Annotated in this window: 20 protein-coding genes; 10 read left to right on the forward strand and 10 right to left on the reverse strand. The window is 72.3% G+C overall.

Annotation, left to right across the window (positions count from 1 at the left end):
* The first annotated feature begins 81 nt into the window (after nucleotides 1-81).
* From ACYVKZ_RS07990 to ACYVKZ_RS08010, 5 genes are all read left to right on the forward strand, one after another.
* On the forward strand, nucleotides 82-1203 hold the full coding sequence (locus ACYVKZ_RS07990; RefSeq protein ID WP_460991617.1) for a nitrilase-related carbon-nitrogen hydrolase: 1122 nt from the start codon (nucleotides 82-84) through the stop codon (nucleotides 1201-1203).
* Nucleotides 1200-2294 (forward strand): agmatine deiminase family protein, encoded by a 1095-nt coding sequence (locus ACYVKZ_RS07995; protein WP_460991618.1) that lies wholly within the window; start codon nucleotides 1200-1202, stop codon nucleotides 2292-2294. The genes ACYVKZ_RS07990 and ACYVKZ_RS07995 overlap by 4 nt, the downstream gene beginning before the upstream one ends.
* Nucleotides 2295-2407: 113 nt before the next feature.
* Nucleotides 2408-3787: an APC family permease gene (locus ACYVKZ_RS08000; RefSeq protein WP_460991619.1), complete on the forward strand. Its 1380-nt coding sequence runs from the start codon at nucleotides 2408-2410 to the stop codon at nucleotides 3785-3787.
* Nucleotides 3788-3883: 96 nt separating this feature from the next.
* The gene (locus ACYVKZ_RS08005) at nucleotides 3884-4984 is read left to right on the forward strand and encodes a pyridoxal-phosphate-dependent aminotransferase family protein (RefSeq protein ID WP_460991620.1); all 1101 of its coding nucleotides are present in this window, start codon (nucleotides 3884-3886) and stop codon (nucleotides 4982-4984) included.
* Between the two features lie 110 nt (nucleotides 4985-5094).
* Complete coding sequence (locus tag ACYVKZ_RS08010; protein WP_460991621.1) at nucleotides 5095-5607, forward strand: GNAT family N-acetyltransferase; 513 nt, start codon at nucleotides 5095-5097, stop codon at nucleotides 5605-5607.
* Nucleotides 5608-5799: 192 nt separating this feature from the next.
* On the opposite strand, the gene ACYVKZ_RS08015 is transcribed toward ACYVKZ_RS08010, so the two are convergent.
* Nucleotides 5800-6465 carry a GTP cyclohydrolase II gene (locus ACYVKZ_RS08015; protein WP_460991622.1) on the reverse strand — a complete coding sequence of 222 codons (666 nt, stop codon included), beginning with the start codon at nucleotides 6463-6465 and terminating at the stop codon, nucleotides 5800-5802.
* Between the two features lie 154 nt (nucleotides 6466-6619).
* On the opposite strand from ACYVKZ_RS08015, the gene ACYVKZ_RS08020 reads away from it, so the two are divergent.
* A complete protein-coding gene (locus ACYVKZ_RS08020; protein WP_460991623.1) occupies nucleotides 6620-7123 on the forward strand; it encodes a GNAT family N-acetyltransferase in 504 nt (167 codons plus the stop codon).
* Between the two features lie 39 nt (nucleotides 7124-7162).
* On the opposite strand, the gene ACYVKZ_RS08025 is transcribed toward ACYVKZ_RS08020, so the two are convergent.
* From ACYVKZ_RS08025 to ACYVKZ_RS08060, 8 genes are all read right to left on the reverse strand, one after another.
* Nucleotides 7163-8227 (reverse strand): FUSC family protein, encoded by a 1065-nt coding sequence (locus ACYVKZ_RS08025; RefSeq protein WP_460991863.1) that lies wholly within the window; start codon nucleotides 8225-8227, stop codon nucleotides 7163-7165.
* A gap of 121 nt (nucleotides 8228-8348) precedes the next feature.
* A complete protein-coding gene (gene rlmN, locus ACYVKZ_RS08030; RefSeq protein ID WP_460991624.1) occupies nucleotides 8349-9590 on the reverse strand; it encodes a dual-specificity RNA methyltransferase RlmN in 1242 nt (413 codons plus the stop codon).
* A gap of 356 nt (nucleotides 9591-9946) precedes the next feature.
* Nucleotides 9947-11899 carry an ABC transporter ATP-binding protein gene (locus ACYVKZ_RS08035; RefSeq protein ID WP_460991625.1) on the reverse strand — a complete coding sequence of 651 codons (1953 nt, stop codon included), beginning with the start codon at nucleotides 11897-11899 and terminating at the stop codon, nucleotides 9947-9949.
* A 74-nt stretch (nucleotides 11900-11973) separates the two neighbouring features.
* Nucleotides 11974-12654, reverse strand: a complete 681-nt coding sequence (locus tag ACYVKZ_RS08040) for a PadR family transcriptional regulator (protein WP_460991626.1) — start codon at nucleotides 12652-12654, stop codon at nucleotides 11974-11976.
* Between the two features lie 89 nt (nucleotides 12655-12743).
* Complete coding sequence (locus tag ACYVKZ_RS08045) at nucleotides 12744-13223, reverse strand: carboxymuconolactone decarboxylase family protein (RefSeq protein ID WP_460991627.1); 480 nt, start codon at nucleotides 13221-13223, stop codon at nucleotides 12744-12746.
* Between the two features lie 158 nt (nucleotides 13224-13381).
* Nucleotides 13382-14572, reverse strand: a complete 1191-nt coding sequence (locus ACYVKZ_RS08050; protein ID WP_460991628.1) for a 4-hydroxybenzoate 3-monooxygenase — start codon at nucleotides 14570-14572, stop codon at nucleotides 13382-13384.
* A 178-nt stretch (nucleotides 14573-14750) separates the two neighbouring features.
* Nucleotides 14751-15497 carry an IclR family transcriptional regulator gene (locus ACYVKZ_RS08055; RefSeq protein WP_460991864.1) on the reverse strand — a complete coding sequence of 249 codons (747 nt, stop codon included), beginning with the start codon at nucleotides 15495-15497 and terminating at the stop codon, nucleotides 14751-14753.
* Between the two features lie 134 nt (nucleotides 15498-15631).
* The gene (locus tag ACYVKZ_RS08060) at nucleotides 15632-16711 is read right to left on the reverse strand and encodes a tellurite resistance/C4-dicarboxylate transporter family protein (RefSeq protein WP_460991629.1); all 1080 of its coding nucleotides are present in this window, start codon (nucleotides 16709-16711) and stop codon (nucleotides 15632-15634) included.
* An 87-nt stretch (nucleotides 16712-16798) separates the two neighbouring features.
* Here ACYVKZ_RS08060 and ACYVKZ_RS08065 point away from each other — a divergent pair, with 87 nt between their 5' ends.
* From ACYVKZ_RS08065 to ACYVKZ_RS08075, 3 genes are all read left to right on the forward strand, one after another.
* Nucleotides 16799-17428, forward strand: coding sequence for a HutD/Ves family protein (locus ACYVKZ_RS08065; protein ID WP_460991630.1), 630 nt, complete (start codon nucleotides 16799-16801; stop codon nucleotides 17426-17428).
* Nucleotides 17429-17630: 202 nt separating this feature from the next.
* On the forward strand, nucleotides 17631-18341 hold the full coding sequence (locus ACYVKZ_RS08070) for an HD domain-containing protein (RefSeq protein WP_460991631.1): 711 nt from the start codon (nucleotides 17631-17633) through the stop codon (nucleotides 18339-18341).
* A gap of 73 nt (nucleotides 18342-18414) precedes the next feature.
* Nucleotides 18415-19206 (forward strand): IclR family transcriptional regulator, encoded by a 792-nt coding sequence (locus ACYVKZ_RS08075; RefSeq protein WP_460991632.1) that lies wholly within the window; start codon nucleotides 18415-18417, stop codon nucleotides 19204-19206.
* 79 nt (nucleotides 19207-19285) lie between these two features.
* Here the strand turns inward: ACYVKZ_RS08075 and ACYVKZ_RS08080 are convergent, their stop codons facing one another.
* The gene (locus ACYVKZ_RS08080; protein ID WP_460991633.1) at nucleotides 19286-20869 is read right to left on the reverse strand and encodes a MinD/ParA family ATP-binding protein; all 1584 of its coding nucleotides are present in this window, start codon (nucleotides 20867-20869) and stop codon (nucleotides 19286-19288) included.
* 264 nt (nucleotides 20870-21133) lie between these two features.
* Between ACYVKZ_RS08080 and ACYVKZ_RS08085 the strand changes: the two genes are divergently transcribed.
* On the forward strand, nucleotides 21134-21685 hold the full coding sequence (locus tag ACYVKZ_RS08085) for a flavodoxin domain-containing protein (protein WP_460991634.1): 552 nt from the start codon (nucleotides 21134-21136) through the stop codon (nucleotides 21683-21685).
* Nucleotides 21686-21687 lie beyond the last annotated feature (2 nt).

A 21687-nucleotide genomic window follows, 5' to 3' on the forward strand; every position in this document is an offset into this window, starting at 1 on the left:
CGAACGTCATTCATTTAGGGCGCCGACCCCGCGCCCGCTCCGAGTCCCACCGGCTCTCCCGACTTCCCCCGAAGGACTTCCATGCACGAGATCCTTGCCCTGCAGCCCCCGGTGTCGTGGGCCCGCACGGACACCGAGGCTCCCCGCCGCGCTCCCCTGCGGGTCGGCGTCGTCCAGCACCGCTGGCACGAGGACCCGGCCGCGACCGAGGCCGAACTCGGGGAGGGCATCGGCCGCGCGGCGGCCCACGGCGCCACGGTCGTCTTCCTCCCCGAGCTCACGCTCTCCCGCTACCCGGCGGACACGCTGCCCGACTACACGCCCAGCAGCATCGCCGAAGACCTCGAGAGCGGCCGGACGCTCGCGTTCGCCCGTCGCGCCGCGGCCGCCCACGGCGTGTGCGTCCACGCGAGCCTCTACCGCAAGGGCGACGCCGGCGACCCGCTCGGCTACAACACCGCCATCCTCGTGGCCCCCGGCGGCGCCCTCCTCGCCGCGACGGACAAGCTCCACATCCCGGTGACCGAGGGCTACTACGAGGACAAGTTCTTCCGCCCCGGGCCCCAGCAGCCCGCCCACGGCCAGCAGGGCACGCCCTACCCGGTCCACTCCCCCGCGGAGCTCGGCGGCGCCCGCCTCGGCCTGCCGACGTGCTGGGACGAGTGGTTCCCCGAGCTCGCCCGCGCCTACTCGCTCGCCGGCGCGGAGGTCCTCGCGTACCCGACCGCGATCGGCTCCGAGCCCGGCCACCCCGACTTCGACACCGAGCCGCTGTGGCGGCAGGTGATCGTGGGCAACGGGATCGCCAACGGCACGTTCATGGTGGTCCCCAACCGCTGGGGCTCCGAGGGCCTGGTGACCTTCTACGGTTCGTCCTTCATCTCGGACCCCTACGGCCGCATCCTGGCCCGCGCCCCGCGCGAGGGCTCGGCCGTGCTCGTGGCGGACCTCGACCTCGATTCCCGCCGCGACTGGCTCACCCTCTTCCCGTTCCTCACCACCCGCCGCCCGGACACCTACGCCGCGCTCACCGCGCCCGTGAACCCCGCGCACCCGTTCGGCACCGCCGGCCCGCTGGGCTCGCCCGAGCCGGCCGCCCGCCCGGGCGGGACGCACGACGGCGGCGACGCACCGGCGTCGTCCGTCTCGCCCTCGGCCGTCCCCCCGCAGCGGGCGGATGAGCTTCAGGGGGCGGACGCATGAGCTGGCGGATGCCCGCGGAGACCGACCCGCACGAGCGGCTCTGGATGGCGTGGCCCTCCGGCGGGTACACGCTCGGCGAGACGGACGAGGACGCGCACGAGTCCCGCGCCGCCTGGGCCGCGGTCGCCCATGCGGCCCGCCGGTACGAGCCGGTGACCATGGTGGTCCGGCCGGAGGACCGCCGGATCGCCGAGGCGTACCTGGACCCGAGGGTCGACCTCCTCGAGGCGCCCCTCGACGACGCCTGGATGCGGGACATGGGGCCGAGCTTCGTGCTCGGCGGCCCCTCCGACGACGCCGGCACCACAGGCGGCGGCACCGCAGGCGGTGGCCCCGCAGGCGGCGGCCCCGCCCGCCTCGGCGCCGTCGACTGGGTGTTCAACGGCTGGGGCCAGCAGGACTGGGCCTCGTGGGAGAACGACGCCCGGATCGGCGGCACGGTCGCCGCCGCCGCGGGCGCCGAGCCCGTCCGGAGCCGGCTGGTGAACGAGGGCGGCGGGATCCAGGTCGACGGGCGCGGCACGGTGCTGCTCACCGAGACGGTCCAGCTCGACCCGGGCCGCAACCCCGGCGTCACCAAGGCCCAGGTCGAGGCCGAGCTCGAGCGCACGATCGGCGCGCGCCACGCCGTCTGGCTCCCCCGCGGCCTCACCCGGGACTCGGAGCGCTTCGGCACCCGCGGCCACGTGGACCTCGTCGCGGCGATCCCCAGCCCGGGGACTCTCCTGGTCCACGTCCAGCACAGCCCCGAGCACCCCGACCACGAGGTCACCGGCCAGATTCTGGAGGCCCTGCACGCCTCGCGCACCGTGGACGGGACGCCGTGGACCATCATCGAGGTCCCGGCCCCGGCCCAGCTGCACGACGAGGAGGGCTGGGTCGACTTCAGCTACATCAACCACGTGGCAGTCAACGGCGGGCTCGTGGCCTGCACGTTCAACGACCCGCACGACGAGAAGGCCCTGCGCCTCCTCGCCGACGCCTACCGGGGACGGCACGTGAGCGCCGTCGATGCCCGGGTCATCTTCTCCCGCGGGGGCGGGATCCACTGCATCACCCAGCAGCAGCCGGCCATCCCGGCGCACGCCTGACCACCACGCGCACAGCCTCCACCCGAGGGGTGACAGTCCCCAGCCCGGTCCCGGGCCGCCACCCGCCCGCCGTCGTTTGTGACGGCGGACACACACGAAGGACAATACTGCTGATGTCCCAGAACTCCTCCACGCTCAAGCGGTCGCTGGGCCTGTGGGCCATCGTCGGCCTCGGCCTCGGGTACATGACCCCGACCACTGTCTTCGACACGTTCGGCATCGTCTCCGGCGAGACCAACGGCGTGGTCCCTCTGGCCTACCTGGTCGCGCTCGTCGCCATGGTCTTCACCGCGATCAGCTATGGCCGGATGACCCGCTTCTTCCCCTCGGCGGGCTCCGCCTACACCTACACGTCGGAGACGATGCACCCGAACGTGGGCTTCCTCGTCGGCTGGGCGTCCCTGCTCGACTACCTCCTCCTGCCGCTCGTGAACGCTGTGATCGTGCGCATCTACATGGAGTCGTTCTTCCCGGACGTGCCCTCGTGGATCTGGGTCGTGGCCTACGTCGTCGTCATCACCGCGATGAACCTGTGGAGCATGAACTCGACGTCGAAGATCAACGGCATCCTCGTGGTCTTCGAGGTGGTGCTGATCGGGGCGTTCGTGGTCCTGGCCTGGAACGCGCTCGCCCACGGCACGGGCACCGGCGCGGTCTTCAGCTCGGCCCCGCTCTTCCACGGCGGCGTGGACGCCTCGGCGGTCATCAGCGGCGCGACCGTGGTGTGCTTCTCCTTCATCGGCTTCGACGCCATCACGATGTACACGGAGGAGGCCAAGGACGCCACCACGGTGCCGAAGGCGATCGTCCTGGCGCTGCTGATCGGCGGCACCATCTTCTTCGTCGCCGCCTGGTTCGGCCAGTCCGTCTTCCCCACCCTGGACGGCTTCGACAACACCGACGACACCCTGCCCGAGATGGCCCTCAAGGTCGGCGGCCAGCTGTTCAAGGTCCTCTTCACCTCGGCCGCCTTCGCCGCAACCGTGGCCTCGAGCCTCGCCTCGCACGCCTCCGTGTCCCGCATGATCTACGTCATGGGCCGCAACGGCCGCGGCCCGGTCTCGCGGTTCTTCTCGTTCATCCACCCGCGGTTCCGCACCCCGTCCTTCGCGGTGCTGTTCGTCGGCGCGGTCTCCCTCCTCGCCATCCCGTTCACGCTCGAGTTCATCTCCTCGATGATCAACTTCGGCGCGCTCATCGCCTTCACGTTCGTGAACCTGACCGTGGTGGTGTTCTTCGTGCTGCGCAAGAAGGAGATCCGCACGCCCAAGGAGATCCTGGTCAACATCGTGCTGCCGGTGGTCGGCATGGTCCTGACCGGCGTCCTGTGGGCGAACCTGCAGATGGACGCCCTCCTGTACGGGGCGATCTGGCTCGGGATCGGCGCGGTGTGCCTGCTCGTGATCACCCGCGGCTTCCGCCGCACGGTCAACGTGAGCATGAACGAGGAGGACGCCGTGGAGCTCGAGCACCTCGCCGGCCCGCGCGTCTGACCGCTCCGTTCCGCTGCTGGCGACGCACGACGACGCCGGGCCGGGTCCGCGACCCGGCCCGGCGACGTCGTGCCCCGCCATGGGTAGGGTGGGCGCATGAGTGAGATCCTGCCGTTCCGCTACCTGTTCGGGCCGGGCCCCGGCAACGCGTACCCGGAGGTCATGGCCGCCCTGTCGCACCCGGTGATCGGCCACTTGGACCCGGCGTTCATCGAACGGCTGGACCGCGTCTCCGCCGGGCTGCGGGAGGTGTGGGGCACGGCGAACGCGCGCACGTGGCCCGTCTCGGCCACCGGCTCGGGCGGCATGGAGGCCGCGTTCGTGAACTTCGTCGAACCGGGCGACCCCGTCGTCGTCGCGGTCAACGGGCTGTTCGGCGAGCGGATGTGCGAGGTGGCGCGCCGCTGCGGGGCCGAGGTGGTGCGCGTGGACCACGAGTGGGGGCATCCGGTCGACGCCGAGCGCGTCCTCGCCGCCCATCCCTCGCCGAAGATCATCGCGGCCGTGCACGCCGAGACGTCCACCGGCGTCCGCTCCGACATCGCCGCCCTCGGGGCAGGCAAGGGGGACGCGCTCCTGCTCGCGGATGCGGTGACCTCGATCGGCGGGCTCGAGCTCCTCGCGGACGAGTGGGGGGTGGACATCGGCTACGCGGGCACGCAGAAGTGCCTGGGCGTCCCGCCGGGCCTGTCCCCGTTCACCGTCTCCGAGCGGGCCTTCGAGCGGCGCGTGCGCGAGCCGCGCTCCTGGTACTTCGACATCGGCCTGCTCGGCGGGTACGTGGGCGCGGCCCAGGGCCGGTCGCGCACGTACCACCACACCGCGCCGGTGACCATGGTCGCGGGCCTCGAGGCCGGGCTCGACCGGATCCTCGCCGAAGGACTGCCCACCGTGTGGGCGCGGCACGAGGCCGCCGGCGCCGCCCTGCGCGAGGGGCTCGAGGACATGGGGCTCGAGCTGTTCGCCGCCGAGGGCAGCCGCCTCCCGAGCCTGACCACCGTGCGCGTCCCGGACGGCGTCTCCTCCGCCCGCGTGCGCCGGATCCTCCTCGAGCAGTACTCGATCGAGATCGGCTCCGGCGTCGGCGAATTCGCCGACACCGTCTGGCGGATCGGGCTCATGGGTCCCAACGCGAACCCGGCCTCGGTGACGCTCGCCCTCGGCGCGCTCGGCGAGGCGATCGGCGCGGTGCGCTGACGCCCGTGGACCGCGCGGGGGATGCGGGGACGGAGGGGACGGGCTCGCGCCGAGCGGGCCGGGGCCGGGAGCCTGGGAGCCGTGGGTGCTGCGCCGGAAGGGGCTGGGCAGTGCGCCCCGCCGTCCCGGCAGATCTGGCGGCCGTGAATGCCGTGGCCCGTGAGGCCGGACGGCCCGAGTGGCCGGCAGGCGCGCTCACCCCGCGGGCGGACCGGATCGCGGTCGTCGCGCTGGCCCGGGGCGGTTTGGGCGGCACGGGCGCCCCGGGTGAGGGCGGTCCGGCGGAGGGCACACTGCTCGGCTACGCCAAGACCCACCGCTACCCCACCCCGGACGGCGCGGCCCCGGCCGGCCACTACCTCGGCGGCATCGTGGTGCACCCCGCCGCCCGCCGCCGGGGAGTCGGCCGCGCGCTCACCGAGGCCCGGCTCGCCTGGATCTGGGAGCGGGCCGACGCCGCCTACTACCTCGCCAACGCGCGCAACACGGCCTCGATCGCCCTGCACGAGGGGCTCGGGTTCCGACAGGTCGCCTCGGGGGCCTCGTTCCAGGCGGTGACGTTCGACGGCGGGCGCGGCCTCGTGTTCGAGGCGCGGCGGCCGGCGTCGTGCCCGGGACGGTGACGGAGGCCAGGGCCATCCCCGAATCCGACCGGCTTCTGCTGCCCCTGGCACCGTGTCGCCGCCCGACGCGCCGCGCACCCGCGCCGCGCGCCGCGCAAAGCTGGTCGGATTCGGCAGCCCCCGAGCCGGCACCGGCCCCGCCCGGGGACCAGGGAGCCGCGGGCCAGGAGTCAGGGGCTACGGGCTCAGGGGCTAGGCCGAGTCGACCTCGACGTCGCCGGCGGCCGCCAGGTCGAGGGTGTGGAAGGTGTGGTCACGCTTGGCCTTGAGGTAGCGGACATTGTTCGCGGACAGGTGCACCGCAGTGGGCACGTGCTCGGCCACCTCGATCCCGAAGGCCTCGAGCTGGAGGGCCTTGTCCGGGTTGTTGCTCAGGAGCCTGATGCGCGTGGCACCCAGCGCCTCGAGCATCTGCGCGGCGGCCTCGTAGTCGCGCTCGTCGTCGCCGCGGCCGAGGGCCCGGTTGGCCGCGTAGGTGTCGAGCCCCTGGTCCTGGAGGGCGTACGCGTCCAGCTTGGCGTACAGCCCGATCCCGCGGCCCTCCTGCCGGAGGTACAGCAGGAAGCCCCCTGCCGCCGAGATCCGCTCCACGGCCTCGCGCAGCTGCGGGCCGCAGTCGCAGCGCTCGGAGCCGAGCACGTCCCCGGTGAGGCATTCGCTGTGCGGGCGCACGAGCGGGGGCTCGCCGCCCTCCTGTGCCCGCTGCAGTGCGCCCTCCCAGTCGCCGAGCCCGAGCAGGAGGTGCTCGCGGGCGTCCACGAGGCCCTGGAACGTGAAGACGTCCGCCGTGGCGGTGAACCCGCCCGCGAATCTGAGCGGCACCTGCACCCGCGTGCGCACCTCTGCTGCAGCTGACATGGCCCCTCCGTTTCGGCGGGCAACCGGCGCCCGCCCCACTCTGCATCCGTGTACGCCGACTTTACCCAGCCGTTCGACATTCCTCACAGGGCCGTCATGGAAGCGAAACACCCAGCCCGTAGCGTCAGGGCATTCCCTGCACCAAGGAGGCGGCATGCAGACCCACCCCAAGCTGACGATCCGGCTGGTCCCGTGGTCCAACCCCGTGGGACGCGACCTGCGCGCCGCCCAGCAGGCGGAGCTCGACGCCCGGTACGGCCACGCCGCGCACGAGGCGGGGCAGCCGCCGTCGGCCGCGGACACCGCCGTGTTCCTCGTCGCCTACGAGAGGGCCACGGGCCAGCCGCTCGGCTGCGGCGGCCTGCGCTGGGTCGAGCGGACCACCGCCGAGGTCAAGCGGGTCTACGTGCTCCCGTACGCGCGCGGGGCGGGGATCGCGAGCTCGATCCTCGTGGCCCTCGAGGCCGAGGCCTATGCGGCCGGGGTGACGCTCATGCTCGCCGAGGCCGGGTCCGCCCAGCCCGACGGGAAGATGTTCTACGAGGCTTCCGGGTACCGCCGGATCCCGAACTTCGGCCCCTACACGGACCTCGCCGATTCCGTCTGCTACGCGAAGCCGGTCATGACGCCGGTGCGGGTGCACGCGATCACAGCGTGAGCCCGGGGTGCTGAGGCCGAGGGGCCCGGGCCTCGTCAGCTACCAGTCCAGCTGCTCGGACCGCGAGCGCCAGTGGATCCACCGCCGCCAGGCGCTGGGCGCCATCACCACGGCCACGCCGACCACGGCGCCGATCACGGTGTCGATGAAGCGGTCGTGCAGGAGGTCCAGCGGATCGACACGCACCACCAGGAGCGTGGACATGAGCGCGAGCGGGGTGACGCATACCTGGGCCAGGAAGTACTGCCGCGCGATCAGCATCTCGGCCCCGAACTGGCACGCGGCGATGAGCAGGACCGTCGCCCACGCCTGGGGCTTCAGCGCGACGATCGCGGCGAGCACCACCAGGCCCACCATGGTGCCGAGGATACGCTGCACGCCCCGGGCCACGCGGCGCCGGGTCGTGTGGCCCACGAGTGGCACGACGGCGGCGACCATCGCCCAGTAGTTGTGCCCGAACCCGAGGGACTGGCCCACGATCGTGGCGACCACCCCCGCGACGGCGGCCGCGACGAGGTAGCCGAGCGATTCGAGCCACAGGGCCCGGCGCTCGTCCGCCCCGAGCCGCACACGCCAGGCCGCACGGACGCCCGCCCACGTGAGCGGGGTGCGGTGCCCCGGGTGGACGCGGGACGAGAGCCCGATGAGCAGGCAGAGGGCCGCCGTGGCAACCGCGGTGAGCATGGCCGCCCCGAGCGGGGGCTGGTGCGGCACCGAGGCGATCGCCGCGTACGCGAAGATGTGGAACAGCGAACCCGCCGGCCGCAGCCTCCAGTACCCCACGATCACCGTGCACGCCCACGCCACCATGGTGGTGCCGACCACGATGGTCCATGGGCTCACGAGGTCACCGGGGGTGAGCCGGGCGGTGAGGGTGGCCGCGAGGATCACGGCCAGCATCAGCAGGCCGGCCCGGACCTGCGCGACGATCCGGGCACGGTGCGGCTCGTTGCGCCCGTAGATGCCGGCGAACGCGCCGAAGCTCGCAAAAATCGCGAGGTCGAGCCGGCCCAGCACCACGAGCGTGATGAGCGGGATGAACAGTCCCGCGGCGACCCGGATCGCGGCCTGGTGGTCCTTCCGCGCCGGGCCGATGCTGAACAGCAGCTGGTGCACGAAGTCCCGCAGCCGCGTGCCGGCGACGGCGAGCGGGCCGCCCGGGCGAGTGCCGCCGTCGTGCGCCGGGGTGCTCGGGCCGGTGCTGCGCCCTTCGCTCACCGCGCCCCTACTCTGCGGCAGCCAGCTGGCCGCACGCGCCGTCGATCTCCTTGCCGCGCGTGTCGCGCAGGGTCGTGGGGACGCCCGCGGCGCGGAGGGTCTCGATGAACTCCTGCTGCACGTGGCGCTCGGAGGAGGTCCAGATCGATCCCGGCGTGGGGTTGAGCGGGATCGGGTTCACGTGGACCCATCCGCGGCCGCGCTGGTTGAGCTTCTTGGCCAGGAGCGCCGCGCGCCAGGCGTGGTCGTTCATGTCCTTGATGAGCGCGTACTCGATGCTCACGCGGCGGCCGGTCTTGACGTAGTAGTCGTGCGCGGCGTCGAGGGCCTCGTCGACCTTCCAGCGGTTGTTGACGGGGATGAGCTCGTCGCGGAGCTCGTCGTCGGGCGCGTGGAGGGACAGCGCGAAGGTGACCGGGAGGTCCTCGTCGGCGAGCTTGCGGATCGCCGGGACGAGGCCCACGGTCGAGACGGTGATGTTGCGGGCGCTCATGCCCAGCCCCATCGGGACCGGGTCCACGAAGCGGTGCACGGCGTTCATGACGCGCTTGTAGTTGGCCAGCGGCTCGCCCATGCCCATGAAGACGATGTTGGTGACGCGCTCGTCGTCGTGCTCGGCGGTGCCCAGCTCGCCGGCGGCGATGAGGCGGTTCGCTGCGACGACCTGGTCCACGATCTCGGCCGTGGACATGTTGCGGGTGAGCCCGGCCTGGCCCGTCGCGCAGAACGGGCAGTTCATGCCGCAGCCCGCCTGGGACGAGACGCACAGGGTGATGCGGCCCGGGTAGCGCATCAGCACGGACTCGACGAGCGCGCCGTCGAAGAGGCGCCAGAGGAACTTGATGGTGTTGCCGTCGTCCGTCTTGAGGCGGCGGACCTCGCTCAGCAGCGGCGGGAACAGCTGCCCGACGAGCTCCTCGCGGCCGGCCTTGGGCAGGTCGCTCATGGCCTCGGGGTCCGCGGTCCAGTGCTGGAAGTAGTGGGTGGAGAGCTGCTTGGCGCGGAACGCCGGCAGTCCGAGCTCCTTGGCCTTGGCCTGGCGCTCCTCGAGGCTCAGGTCCGCGAGGTGCTGCGGGGGCTGCTTGACGCGGGGCGAGGCGAACTGGAGCAGCGGGCGGCCCTCGGGGGTGCGCTGCTGCTCCCAGCCCTCGGCCGTCGGGAGCACCTGGGGTCGCTCCTGGGCGGCCCCGGCTGCGGTGCGGGCGGGGGGCTGGCTCTCCGGGTTCGGGGTTCGCGTCTGAGAAGTCATCCTTTCCATCATCCCACGCCCGTTTGTTGATCCTCCAACTGGCCCACTATGATTCCGCTCTCCCCGACCCTCCCTTCTCCCCCCTGCTCCGTTTCGGGTACGCATCTCGTCGGGGTTTCTCCCTTTCGGGTACGCATCTCGTCGCCTTTTCGGGGTTCCTGGTACGCACGACGGCGGGTGCCCGACCCGCGCAGGTGGGGCACCCGGCGTCGTCCGCGGCACCCTCGTACCCGAGAGCGGGAAAGGGCGACGAGATGCGTACCCGAAACCGCTAAAGGGCGACGAGATGCGTACCCGAAACGGGGAGGGACGCGGGTCGGGGACGGGGGCCGAAGGGGGCCGGGGGGGTGGGCGGGTCAGGGGGTGGGCGCCGTCCGCGCCGGGGAGGGGGCGGCGGCCTGCTCGCGGTAGAGCCGGGCGTACGCGCCGTCCGCGGCGAGGAGCTCCGAGTGCGTCCCGTGCTCCACGATGCGGCCCCGGTCCACGACATAGATGACGTCCGCCCCCACCACGGTGGAGAGCCGGTGCGCGATCGCGATGGTGGTCCGCCCGTGGGAGGCGGCATCGAGGGCCTGTTGGACCACGCGCTCGGAGATGGTGTCGAGGGCGCTCGTGGCCTCGTCGAGGATGAGCACCTCCGGGTCCTTCAGCAGCACCCGCGCGATCGCAATCCGCTGCTTCTCGCCGCCGGAGAGCCGGTAGCCGCGCTCCCCCACCACCGTGTCGTACCCGTCGGGGAACGAGGCGATGGTCTCGTGGATGTTGGCAGCCCGGCACGCCGCCTCGAGCTCCTCGCGGGTGGCGTCCGCCTTGGCGTAGCGCAGGTTCTCCGCGATGGTCGCGTGGAAGAGGTACGTCTCCTGGCTGACGACGCCGATGTGGCCCACCAGGGATTCGCGCTGGAGGTCGCGCACGTCCTGCCCCGCGAACCGGACCGACCCGGAGCTCGCCTCGTAGAAGCGGGGGATGAGGTAGGAGACGGTGGTCTTCCCCGCGCCGCTCGGGCCGACGAACGCGGCGTACTGCCCGGGCTCGATGGTGAAGGACACCCTGTCGAGGGTGGCCCGGTCGTCGCCCCTGGCGTCCGGGTAGCGGAAGGTCACGTCCTCGAAGGCGACCTCGCCGAGCCGGGGCGCCCCGTCGGGCAGCGCCGCGGCGCCGGGCTTGTCCGCGATGGCGGGCCTGAGGTCGAGGTACTCGAAGATGCGGGCGAACAGGGCGCCCGAGGTCTGCAGGTCGAGGGCCACGCGCATGAGGGCGATGAGGGGGAAGAGGAGCCTGGCCTGGACGTTGGTGAACGCCACGATGGTGCCGGCCGTGATCGCGGCGCCGCCGGCACCCGCGGCCCCACCAGCGCCGGCTCCGGGGAACCCAGCGCCGCCGGTCAGCAGCCACCCGGCCACGAGGTACACGATCGCCGGGATCGAGGACATGAAGATCGTCACGAGGGCGAAGAAGTACTGCCCGCTCATGGCCTGCCGGATCTGCAGCTTCACGAGGTTGTTGTTCTCTGCCGAGTACCGGCCGATCTCGTCCGTCTGGCGGTTGAAGCTCTTGGACAGCAGGATCCCGGAGACGCTGAGGGACTCCTGGGTGATCGCGGTCATGTCCGAGAGGGACTCCTGCGTCTTCGTGGCGATCCGGGCGCGGACCTGCCCCACGCGGCGCTGGGCCACGACGAGGAACGGCATGAGCACCACGGCGATGAGCGTCAGCTGCCAGTTGAGCGCGACCATGGCCACGAACGCCGCGATGACCGTCACGACGTTGCCGACCACCCCGCTCACGGTGTTCGCCAGCACGGTGGCGACCCCGCCCACGTCGTTCTGCAGGCGCGACTGGATCACGCCGGTCTTGGTGCGGGTGAAGAAGCTGAGCTCCATGGACTGCAGGTGCGTGAAGAGGCGCACGCGCAGCGCCCCCATGACGGCGTTGCCCACGGTCGAGGTGAGGTACGTCTGCCAGACCCCGAGCAGGGCGGAGAGCACGTAGGCGCCCACCATGAGGGCCACGAGCCGCCCGAGCACGGACATCACCGGGTGGCCGCCGGCGGGGAACAGGCCCTGGTCGAAGATCCGCTGGGTCAGCAGCGGCGGGGCGACGGAGAGCGCCGCGGACGCGAGGACGAGCACCACCGTGAGCACGAGCGCGTAGCGGTGCGGCCTGAACAGCTCGGCGATCCGCCGGAAGAGGTGCGGGATCTTCGGCGCCTCGGCGTTGAGCTTGCGCTGGAGGGCCGCGTCCCCGGTCGAGACGCGGCCTCCGCGGCCGACGGCGCCGCCTCCTCGCCAGGGTGGCATCTGTGACATGCTCCTACTTTCCGCCCGGTTCCTGCGAAGCCCAAGCGATCTGTGTTCGCCCCGAGAGGATCGGGGTGCGCCCGCTAGTCCTCGGCAAGGATCAGGTAGAGGGCCTTGCGGGCCTCGTCGATCTTCGCGGCGGCCTGGGCGCGCTGCTCGTCCGTGGCGGCCGCCCGGAACTGGTGCAGGACGCCCATGAACTTGCCGACGCTCTCCATGAACGCCTCGGTGGCCTCGCTTCTTCCGGGCGCGGCATCCCAGGCCTTGGTGAGCTCCTCGGCGTGGTCGGCGACGTAGGCGCGGCCGGCCTCGGTCAGGGCATATTCGGTGCGCTTGCCCTCGCCGGCCTGCTCGACGAGCTCCTCGTCGACGAGCTGCTGGAGCGTCGGGTAGACGGAGCCGGGGCTGGGCTTCCAGACGCCGTTCGTCTTGGCGCCGGCGGCCTGGATGATGCCGTAGCCCGTGAGCGGCTGCTCGGACAGGAGCGAGAGGATCATGGCCCGGACGTCGCCACGGCTCGCCCTCCGGCCCCCGCGGGGCCCGAAGCCGGGCGGGAAGCCGTGGCCGCCGGGACCATGGTGGCCGGGGCCGAAGCCGTGGCCGCCGAATCCGGGGCCGAAGCCCGGGAATCCGCCGCCCGGGCCGCCGGGGGCGAAGTCCGCCGGGCCTGAGGGACCGAACCCTCCCGGGCCGAATCCGCGGCGCGGCCCGCGGGGGCCGTCGTGGTGGTGCAGTGCGTCGTGGTGGTGTTGATGGGATCGCATGGGGGTTCTCCTTTCGCGCGATCGATACTTAACGATATATCGCTGACGATCGGAGAACAAGAGGTCGGAAGATGCGACCGTGCGAGGGGCTAGGGCTGGACCTTGTGGCGGCTCACGATGGAGACGCGGTTGAAGGCGTTCATCGTCACCGCGGCCCACGCGAGCGCGGAGAACCGGGCGTCGCCGAGCTCGGCCCTGGCCTTGGCGAGGGTGCTGAGCCGCTCCTCGTCGTCGGGCAGGAGCGTGACGGCCTCGGCGACGTCGAGCGCGGCCCGCTCGAGCACCGTGAACAGCCCGGCCTCGCGCCACGCCGGCAGCACGTGCAGCTTCCGCTCGGGCACGCCCGCCTCGACGGCGAGCCGGCCGTGCAGGTCGAGGCAGTAGACGCAGCCGTTGATCTGCGAGATCCGCACCGAGGCGAGTTCGACGACGGCGCGGGGCAGCCCGGCGTCGTCCGTCGCCTTCCGCACGGCGAGGGTGAGGCCGTTGAGGGCCTTCCACGCCGCAGGGTCCGACTTGTCGAGGTAGAAGGAGGGCTCATCGGTGAGGTCCGGCACAGCGTTGGTCATGGACCCATCTTCGCGCGTGGCCCCTCCCGGAGGCGGCAACGGCGGGCAACGAGGCGGACGGAGGGCCACCACGCACAGGAGGTGACCCCCAGAATCTGGGAGTCACCTCCTGAAGGTCACGTCCTGAGGGTGTGCGCCGCACGCCGCGGCGCGCCCGGCTACTTGCCCTGCCACCCCGTGTAGCACTCGGCGATGTAGGCGCGGCCGTACTCGGACTCGAGCAGCGAGCGGAGCTCCCCGAGCTGGCGCGCGCGGAAGAAGTCGTGGTTCTCCTCGCTCGGGACCGTGTGCAGGAGCGTGGTCATCCAGTAGGAGAAGTACTGGGCCTTCCAGACGCGGTGGAGCGCGCGGTCCGAGTAGGTGTCGATGAGCGCGGTCGAGCCGGACTTGAAGTACGAGTCGAGGGATTCGAACAGGAGCTTGACGTCGTGCAGGGCCAGGTTCAGGCCCTTGGCGCCCGTGGGCGGGACGGTGTGCGCGGCGTCGCCGGCGAGGAACAGGTTCCCGTGCCGCATGGGGGCCTGGACGAACGAGCGGAACGGCAGCACCACCTTGTCCGTGATCCGCCCCTCCTTCAGCTCGAACCCGTTGCCGTTGACCCGCACGCGCAGCTGCTCCCAGATCTGCTCGTCGGTCCAGTCGGCCGGGTTCGTCGTGGGGTCGCACTGGAAGTACATGCGCTGCACCGTGTCGGTGCGCTGCGAGATGAGCGCGAAGCCGTGGGCCGAGTTGGCGTAGATGAGCTCGGGGGCGCTGCGCGGGGCCTCGGTGAGGATGCCGAACCACGCGAACGGGTACGCGTTGAAGTACGTCTTGCGGCTCGACTCGGGGATCTGGTGGCGGCAGTACGAGCGCGAGCCGTCGGCGCCGACCAGGATCTGGGCGCGCAGCTCGAAGTCGTGCCCGTCTGCGTCGGTGAAGTAGACCTTGGGGGTGCCGAGGAGGTCGTAGACGTCGGTGTTCGAGCACGAGTAGCGCACATCCCCGCCGTCGGCCTCGCGGCGCGCGGCGAGGTCGTCGAAGACGTCGTTCTGCGGGTACAGCCACACCGACTGGCCCACGAGGCCCTTGAAGTCGATCCGGTGGCCCTCGCCGTTGACCCGGAACTCGGTGCCCTCGTGCTCGTGGCCGTTGCGGAGCACGTTGTCCACGCCGGAGTTCACGAGGAGGTCCACGGAGCCGGCCTCGAGGATGCCCGCGCGGATCGTGCCGGAGATCTCCTCGCGGCTGCGGATCTCCACGACCGTGCTCTCGATGCCCGCCTGGTGCAGGAGGTGGGAGAGCATGAGGCCTGCGGGACCTGCGCCCATGATGGCCACCTGGGTGGTGATGACGGTGCGATCGCCCATGATCGTTCCTTTCGGGTTCTTCGGGGCACAGGGCCGGCGGGATGGGATCCGCTGCGGCGTGCGTCTCCCTCGAGTGTGACGCGGCTCGCTGGCACCGCGAACCCGAATTCCGTTCATCGGAAGGTGCCGCCGAAAACGAGAGCCGAATACCGCCGTCGTGCCTCGGGAAGACCCCCGCCTACCCCACGGACCCGAGTTGCCGGCCGATGCCCCGGGCCGCCGTCTTGAGGGCGGGCACCAGCTGCTGCATCCGCACCTCCGCGAGGGGCACGACGACGCCGATCGCCGCCGCCGCGCGGCGCTGGCGGTCGTAGATGGGAACCGCAATGCCCCACGTGTCGGGATCGACCACGCCGGCGAGCTCGGCGTACCCGTGCGTCGCGGCGGCGGCGAGGAGCTGGCGGACATGCTCGGTGGTCGCCTTGCCCGTGGGGTCGCGGAACCGGGCGAGGTAGGCGGCCTGGATGTGGGGCGGCTGGGCGGACATGAGCGCGACCCCGGCGGAGGAGACGTGCACCGGCATCCGCCCGGCGACCTTGGCGCGGTTGGCCACGGAGCCGCGGCGCGAGAGTCGCTCGACGAACAGCACGTCGTCGCCCTGGAGCACCGCGAGGTTGACGTTCTGGTTGAGGACCTGGTGGATGTCGTCCATGAACGGCAGCGCCGCCTGGCGGAGCACGAGGGTCGGCGAGTTGCGGTTCACGAGCTCCCAGAGCCGCAGGCCGAGCTGTACCTTCCCGCCGGGAGCCTGCTCGAGGAGGCGGTGGCCGGCGAGCTGGCTGACCAGGCGGTGCGCGCTCGTGAGCGGCAGGCCGGCTCGGGCGGCAAGCTCCCCGAGCGGCAGCGAGCTCACCCCCTCGGGGAACGCCTCCAGGATCCGGACCACGCGGTCCACCACGGAGTCCCCGGAGCCCGAATTGGCCATCATGCCCTCCTCCACGCGCCGCCGCTGATTCCGTTCAATGGTCTCACGAGGTCTGAAGGCCACCGTCTCAAGGTCCCCTCCTGGGGGTCACCTCCTGAAGGTCACGTCCTGGGGGTCACCTCAGGGGGCGGCCCTCAGGCGGGGCGCGCGGCGCCCGGCCGGACGAGGGTGGCCCAGAGGTGCCAGAGCATCCCGGCGAACGCCGCGGCGAAGGCGGCCACGGCCACCCACAGCTCGGCGCGGCCGATGAACTCGACGATGGGCAGCCGGTCCGCCCGGCCCAGATAGATTCCCGCCACGGCATACATGCCGAGCGGGAAGATCACGCTCCACAGCCCGGGCTCGTACGCGAGGGGGACGCGGTGCACGAGGTGGCGCCACCACCCTGCGGCCAGGAGCACGGGAAAGAGCCAGGAGGCGAACGCCCAGAACACCACCGACGCGCCCGCCACGAGCCCACGGGTTGCGTCGACCATCGGGGCGCCGGCCATCTCGGCAATCCGTGCCCCGGCCAGGACGCTGATGGCCATCGCCCCCATCGCCACGAAGTAGTGCGGGCGCAGGTCCTCCGGCCGGATCGGATAGGTCATGAGCCGCAGGGACACGAAAATGCCCACTGCGGCATACAGGATGAGCCCCACCGACCAGGCGACCACGGCGACGAGGGCGAGGGCAGGCCGCCAGTCGCCCCCGGCCGCCGGCTCCACCGACGCCGAGGCCACCGCCACCGACTGGCTCGCCACGCACCAGATGAACCACGACCCGTTCGCATCCCGCACCACGGGCCGCTCCTCCCGGCCCAGCACCGCTGTCCACGGCACCACGTAGCCGAGCACCGCCCACACGAGTGCGGCCACGGCGAGGAGCGCGGCCGTCGCACCGAGCCAGCCCGTCATTCCGAGCCGCACGCCGAGCACGTTCGTCCCGGCGATGAAGGTGAAGAAGCCGAAGGCGCGGCCGGGGTCCAGGAAGTCCCGGGTCATGTCGGCACGGAACTTCACCAGCCGCGCGAGGCTCAGGACCAGGATCACCGCGTACGAGACCTCGCAGATCGCGAGCAGCGCCGCCGAGAGCCAGTGGATCTCCTCGAGCTCGAGCCCCACGGAGATGATCCCGGAGGCCATCGTGAGCGCGAAGTACCCGGGGGTGAGGGTCTGCACCGCCTCGGCCACTCGCGCTCCGAGGGCCTTCGGGAGGGTCGCGGCGGCGCTCATGGAACCCAGCTTAGGCCGCGCGCCCGCGCCCCTGCCCCTGCCCCTGCCCCTGCCCCGTAGCCTTGGAGCACCCACGGAAGGACGCCCATGCCCCCGCACATCATCCGCTTCGCAGACCTCGCACCCGCCCGCTGGCGCAACGGCGGTGGGACCACGGTCGAGATCGCCCGCGGCAGCCACCCGGGCGCCGGCCAGACCGCCGGCGGGGACTGGGACTGGCGGCTCAGCATCGCGGAGGTGGAGCGGGCCGGCGACTTCTCCAGCTTCGAGGGCATGGACCGGGTCCTGACAGTGATCGACGGCGAACTGCTCGTGCTCACCGTGGACGGCCGGGAGCACGGGCTCGAGCGCCACCGCCCCCTGAGGTTCGACGGCGGTGCGCCCGCGAGCGCCGTGCTCCCCACCGGCCCCATCCGTGACCTCAACCTCATCACGCGCCGCGGCGCCTGCGCGGGCTACGTGACCATCCTCGAGCTGTCCAAGAAGCGCGCCCTCCCGCTCGGGCCTGGGCAGCTCGGCGTCCTCCTCCAGGGCGACGCCGTGGCCGCGCCCGGGGTGCACGCCGATGGCGAGGCCACCGCCGGCACCCCGGACGACGGCGCCACTCCCCTCGCACGCTACGACACCGTGGTGGGCGGCGAGCCTGCCCCGACCGTGAGTGGCCGCGGCTTCCTGGCCGTGGTGTCCGTCGTCGAGGCCGAGCAGCCGGACGCATAGGCCACTCGGGCCGGCTCCGGCTCGCCTCTGCGTCAGGAACTGCGTCACTCGGGCGCTGGAACCGCCCGAACGGGCCCTGAGACCGCCCGAGGTGTGCAGTTTCGGACCTCTGCACCCCGCACGCAGCGCGTCGGAACACCGCCTCCCACTGAGCGGAAGCCGCTGGTGGCGCGGCCCACACCCGGCGCGGTGGACTGGCCCCATGGGTCTGAAGCACACCGCGGCTGCCAACCATGTGGGCCGGGACGTCAGCGCGTCCATCCCCGCCCAGCCGGACGGCGTGTTCGGCCTCACGTCAGGGCTCGGGGACGAGCTCGACGCCGAGCTGGCACGGATCTGGCCGCGCGCGGTGGTCCATCTGGGAGTCCGCAGCAACGACGCGCACACGCTCTACGCCGTGGCGATCGCCCGGTCGCTGCTGGCGGCGCATCCCGAGGCGGATCCCGGCGTGGTGCTGCCGGCGATCATGCTGCACGACATCGGCTGGTCCAAGGTGGCCCCGGGCGAGGTGCTCGAGGCCATCGCGCCGGGCGGAGGCAGGCCGGACCTTGTGCTGCTGCACGAGAAGGAAGGGGCCCGGCTCGCCGAGGGGATCCTCGCCGAGGTGGGCGTACCGGGCGAGCGTTCGGCCCGGATCGTGGGGATCATCGACGGGCACGACTCGCGCCGGGAGGCCCTCTCGATCGAGGACGCGATCGTCAAGGACTCGGACAAGACGTGGCGGCTGACCCCGCACGGGCTGGACACCGTCATGGACTGGTTCGGGCTGGACCGCGGCCAGGCCCTGCGCCTGTGCGCCTCGCGTGTGACGGGGCACCTGTTCACCGACGCGGCACGGGCGCTGGCCCGGGGCCTCGCGGCGGTCGAGTCCGCCAACCTCTGGCCCGAGCGGGCAGCGCTAGAGTTGCCGTAGCCGCGGGGCACGGGCCTCACAGGACAGCCCCCAACGTGGCATGCGGCAGGCGATCACCGGCGAGGAGGCACGGATGGCTGGCGGCAGCAGCGAGCCCGGCCGCACCGTGACGTCCAAGGCCCTCGCGATCCTCTTCGCATTCGAGTCCGGGCGGCGGTCCCTGAGCCTGTCCGAGCTGGCCGAGGCGGCGAACCTCCCGCTGAGCACCACGCACCGGCTCGTCGGCGAGCTCGTCGACTCGGGCGCCCTGGCCCGGGACCCGCAGGGCCGCATCCAGCTCGGGATCAGGCTCTGGGAGCTGGGCCAGAACGCCGGGCGCGCCCTCCGCGACACCGCCCGCCCCTACCTGCAGGACCTGTTCTCCCTCACGGGCGAGACCGCCCACCTCGCCATCCGGGAGGGCCACGAGGTGCTCTACATCGACCGGATCTACGGCACCAAGAGGGTGCCCCGGGCGTCGCGGGTGGGCGGCCGCCTGCCGATGCACGCCACCGCGGTGGGCAAGGTGATCCTCGCGTTCGAGGAGGACTGGGTGCGCGACGCGTACTTCAACCGGCAGCTCGAGCAGCCCACGGCGTTCACCCACGTCAACCCGGCGCGGCTCGCCGACGAGCTCGTCCAGATCCGCGAGCAGGGCTACGCCACCACCGCCGAGGAGGTGCGCCTCGGCTCCGCCTCCCTCGCGGTCCCGGTGTTCCACACAGGCCGGATCGGCGCGGGCCTGGGCATCGTGGTCCTGTCCTCGCAGGCCGGCGGGATGCTGCGCCACCTCCCGACGCTGCGGGGCATCTCGGCCCAGATCGAGCGGGCCACCGCCCACATCCCGCTCGAGACGCTCCGCGCGAGCGCCACGATCGAGAGGTGACGGACGACGCCGGGTGGCCGCCCGGCGTCGTCGGCCGCCGGTGACCTCGCGGCAGCAGCAGGGACCGGCGGCCCGGGGGTCAGAGGCCGTCGACGATCGCCGCGGTCGCCTCGAGGTAGGCCTCCTGCGTCTCCGGGGCGAGGTTCTCGAAGATGATGTCCGCGCCGTCGTCGAGGGCCTCGTCGTGCGGGGCGACGACGATCTTGCGCACGTAGTGGCCGAAGTGGTCGCGGATGCGGGCCAGGCGCTCCTCGTTGGCGGCAGCGCGGGCCTTGCGGTTCTTGGACGGGAGCGCGGGCTGGGTGACCAGGAGGATGCCGCGGCTGAGCTTGTCGGCGAAGCCCATGTCCACGAGGGTGTCCACGGTGGCCGCGAGGGTCTTGGAGGAGTCCTCCTTGTTCATCGCCACGAGGACGATCTCGTCCGCGATCTCCACCGCGGCCTGCCAGGTCCCGGCGGTGGACGCGTTGCCGGTGTCCACGAGGGCGAGGTGGTAGAACTGCCGCAGCACCGTGTGGAGCTGCACGAACGCGCTCCCGTCGATCACTTCCTTGTCCCCGGCCTGGTTCTGGGAGGCCAGGACGTGGAACTTGTTCTCGCCCTGGGCGCGCACGTAGTTCACGAGCTCGTGGGCATTGGAGGGCTGGGCGAAGCGGTCGATGTTGGCCAGCAGGTCCGCGGCCGTGTGGTCGTGGCTGGCCTGCATGGCGCGGTCGCCGAGCGTGCCCTTGTTCTCGTTGTTGTCCCAGGCGAGGACGTTGCCGCCGCGGACGCGGCCGAGGGTCGCGGCCGTGAGGTAGCAGCTCGTGGTCTTCGAGGCCCCGCCCTTGAGGTTCACGAAGACGACGCACTTGTGGCCGGCGAGGCCGCGCTGCACGGAGGCGCGCCATTCGCGGCGGGTCATCTCCCGCTCCCCCGGCGCGAACCGCAGGGTGCCGCCGGAGAGGGTGTTGACCGCGCCCTGCCAGCCCTCGCGCGCCGGGCTCTGCGGGACGGAGGGCCGGGAGGCGGCGAAGTCGGCGGCGGTGGGGCGGCGGCGCCGCTCGCGCAGTGGCGGCTCGGCCCGAGCGCCGTCGCGGATCGCCGCGGGGAGCTCGGCGTCCTGTGCCGGAGCCGCGGCGGAAACATCCGCGGAAGCGCCTGCCGGGGCGTGCGCGGGCGGCGCCGGCGTGGATGACGCACGCTCGAATGTCGCAGGCTCGAACCCGGACGGCTCGAACGCGGACGGCTCGAACGCGGACGGCTCGAACCCCGCCGGCTCGAACGACGCCGACTGGGTCGGCAGGTGCGCGGGGAACGCCGGCGCGACGGCCGCAGGATCGATCGATGGCGAGGCATGCGCCGGGGCGTGGGCGGGCGTCGGCGGAACGCCCAGGGACGCGTCGAAACCCGACGCGTCGAACGCGGACGGCCCCGCGGAACCATGGGGGGCGTCCACGGCGAACTCGCCGTTGCCGTGGACGAGCAGGCGCTGTTCGCCGGCCGGTTCGGAGATCTTCAGGTGCACAGGAGCGTCGATCTCCGCGGCGGTGGCGACAGCGGTGGCGTGGACCGACTCGCGGGCGGTCTCGAGGTCGGGGTAGGCGGTGCGCCACGTCCTGCCGTCGGAGCCGGTGATCTGGGCCTCGCCCGTGACGGACAGCACTGCGTCGATCTGAGTCATCGGTCCCTCTCTCTTCACCCGCGGTGGGCGCCCCTGCCCCGGAGCGGGGCCATGCGGCTGGGGGGACGGGCGGTCCCGCCCCACACAGACCGCCAAGGCAGCTTACGGCATCGGTGAAGGGCATGACAGTGAAGCCCAGCCACCAGCGCCCCCGCACCGCCCCTCCGGGAGGGCACCCGCTTTAGAGTCTTTGGCCCGTGTCGCGCCGCGCCGGAGCAGCACAGAATCGCTCTACAGCCCTGGAGACTCCTGGAGGGGGCCACCGTGAAGCGCGTTCTCCTCGCCTATGGCGCGGCCGAAGGGCAGACCGCGAAGATCAGCGACGTGGTCTCGGAGGTCCTCCGCTCGCATGACATCGAGGCGACGCTCGTGGACCTGAAGACCGCCCCCGACGCAGACCCGACCCCCTACGACGGGGTCGTCGTGGGCGCGTCCGTCCATCTGGGCCGGCACGACCAGCACACGGTGGACTTCATCCGGGCGCACGCGGACGTGCTGAACCGCAGGCCCACGGCGTTCTTCTCGGTGAGCCTGACGGTCGAGCCGGACCCGGCCGAGGCCAAGGGCTACGTCGAGCGGTTCGAGCAGCAGACGGGCTGGCGGCCCGACCGGGTGGCGCTGTTCGGCGGCGCGCTCGTCCACACGCACTACGGGTTCGTCCGGCGGCACCTCATGAAGAGGTGGGCCGAGGGGCAGAAGCCCGGGCTCGGCACCGACGTGAGCCGCGACTACGTGTACACGGAGTGGGACGCGGTCCGGCGATTCGCCGAGGACGTCGCCGCGGACGTCAACGCCAGCGGGACGCGCGGGCCCTGACC

It is taken from the genome of Sinomonas soli, from assembly GCF_054782415.1.

What these genes read in the sequence shown, in the direction of transcription:
- ACYVKZ_RS08045 (WP_460991627.1), bottom strand. Translation starts at nt 13,223, where the DNA reads ATGACCAACGCTGTGCCGGACCTCACCGATGAGCCCTCCTTCTACCTC.
- ACYVKZ_RS07995 (WP_460991618.1), top strand. Translation starts at nt 1,200, where the DNA reads ATGAGCTGGCGGATGCCCGCGGAGACCGACCCGCACGAGCGGCTCTGG.
- rlmN (WP_460991624.1), bottom strand. Translation starts at nt 9,590, where the DNA reads ATGACTTCTCAGACGCGAACCCCGAACCCGGAGAGCCAGCCCCCCGCC.
- ACYVKZ_RS08015 (WP_460991622.1), bottom strand. Translation starts at nt 6,465, where the DNA reads ATGTCAGCTGCAGCAGAGGTGCGCACGCGGGTGCAGGTGCCGCTCAGA.
- ACYVKZ_RS08070 (WP_460991631.1), top strand. Translation starts at nt 17,631, where the DNA reads ATGGGTCTGAAGCACACCGCGGCTGCCAACCATGTGGGCCGGGACGTC.
- ACYVKZ_RS08060 (WP_460991629.1), bottom strand. Translation starts at nt 16,711, where the DNA reads ATGAGCGCCGCCGCGACCCTCCCGAAGGCCCTCGGAGCGCGAGTGGCC.
- ACYVKZ_RS08020 (WP_460991623.1), top strand. Translation starts at nt 6,620, where the DNA reads ATGCAGACCCACCCCAAGCTGACGATCCGGCTGGTCCCGTGGTCCAAC.
- ACYVKZ_RS08065 (WP_460991630.1), top strand. Translation starts at nt 16,799, where the DNA reads ATGCCCCCGCACATCATCCGCTTCGCAGACCTCGCACCCGCCCGCTGG.
- ACYVKZ_RS08035 (WP_460991625.1), bottom strand. Translation starts at nt 11,899, where the DNA reads ATGTCACAGATGCCACCCTGGCGAGGAGGCGGCGCCGTCGGCCGCGGA.
- ACYVKZ_RS08055 (WP_460991864.1), bottom strand. Translation starts at nt 15,497, where the DNA reads ATGGCCAATTCGGGCTCCGGGGACTCCGTGGTGGACCGCGTGGTCCGG.
- ACYVKZ_RS08080 (WP_460991633.1), bottom strand. Translation starts at nt 20,869, where the DNA reads ATGACTCAGATCGACGCAGTGCTGTCCGTCACGGGCGAGGCCCAGATC.
- ACYVKZ_RS08000 (WP_460991619.1), top strand. Translation starts at nt 2,408, where the DNA reads ATGTCCCAGAACTCCTCCACGCTCAAGCGGTCGCTGGGCCTGTGGGCC.
- ACYVKZ_RS08040 (WP_460991626.1), bottom strand. Translation starts at nt 12,654, where the DNA reads ATGCGATCCCATCAACACCACCACGACGCACTGCACCACCACGACGGC.
- ACYVKZ_RS08075 (WP_460991632.1), top strand. Translation starts at nt 18,415, where the DNA reads ATGGCTGGCGGCAGCAGCGAGCCCGGCCGCACCGTGACGTCCAAGGCC.
- ACYVKZ_RS07990 (WP_460991617.1), top strand. Translation starts at nt 82, where the DNA reads ATGCACGAGATCCTTGCCCTGCAGCCCCCGGTGTCGTGGGCCCGCACG.
- ACYVKZ_RS08050 (WP_460991628.1), bottom strand. Translation starts at nt 14,572, where the DNA reads ATGGGCGATCGCACCGTCATCACCACCCAGGTGGCCATCATGGGCGCA.
- ACYVKZ_RS08005 (WP_460991620.1), top strand. Translation starts at nt 3,884, where the DNA reads ATGAGTGAGATCCTGCCGTTCCGCTACCTGTTCGGGCCGGGCCCCGGC.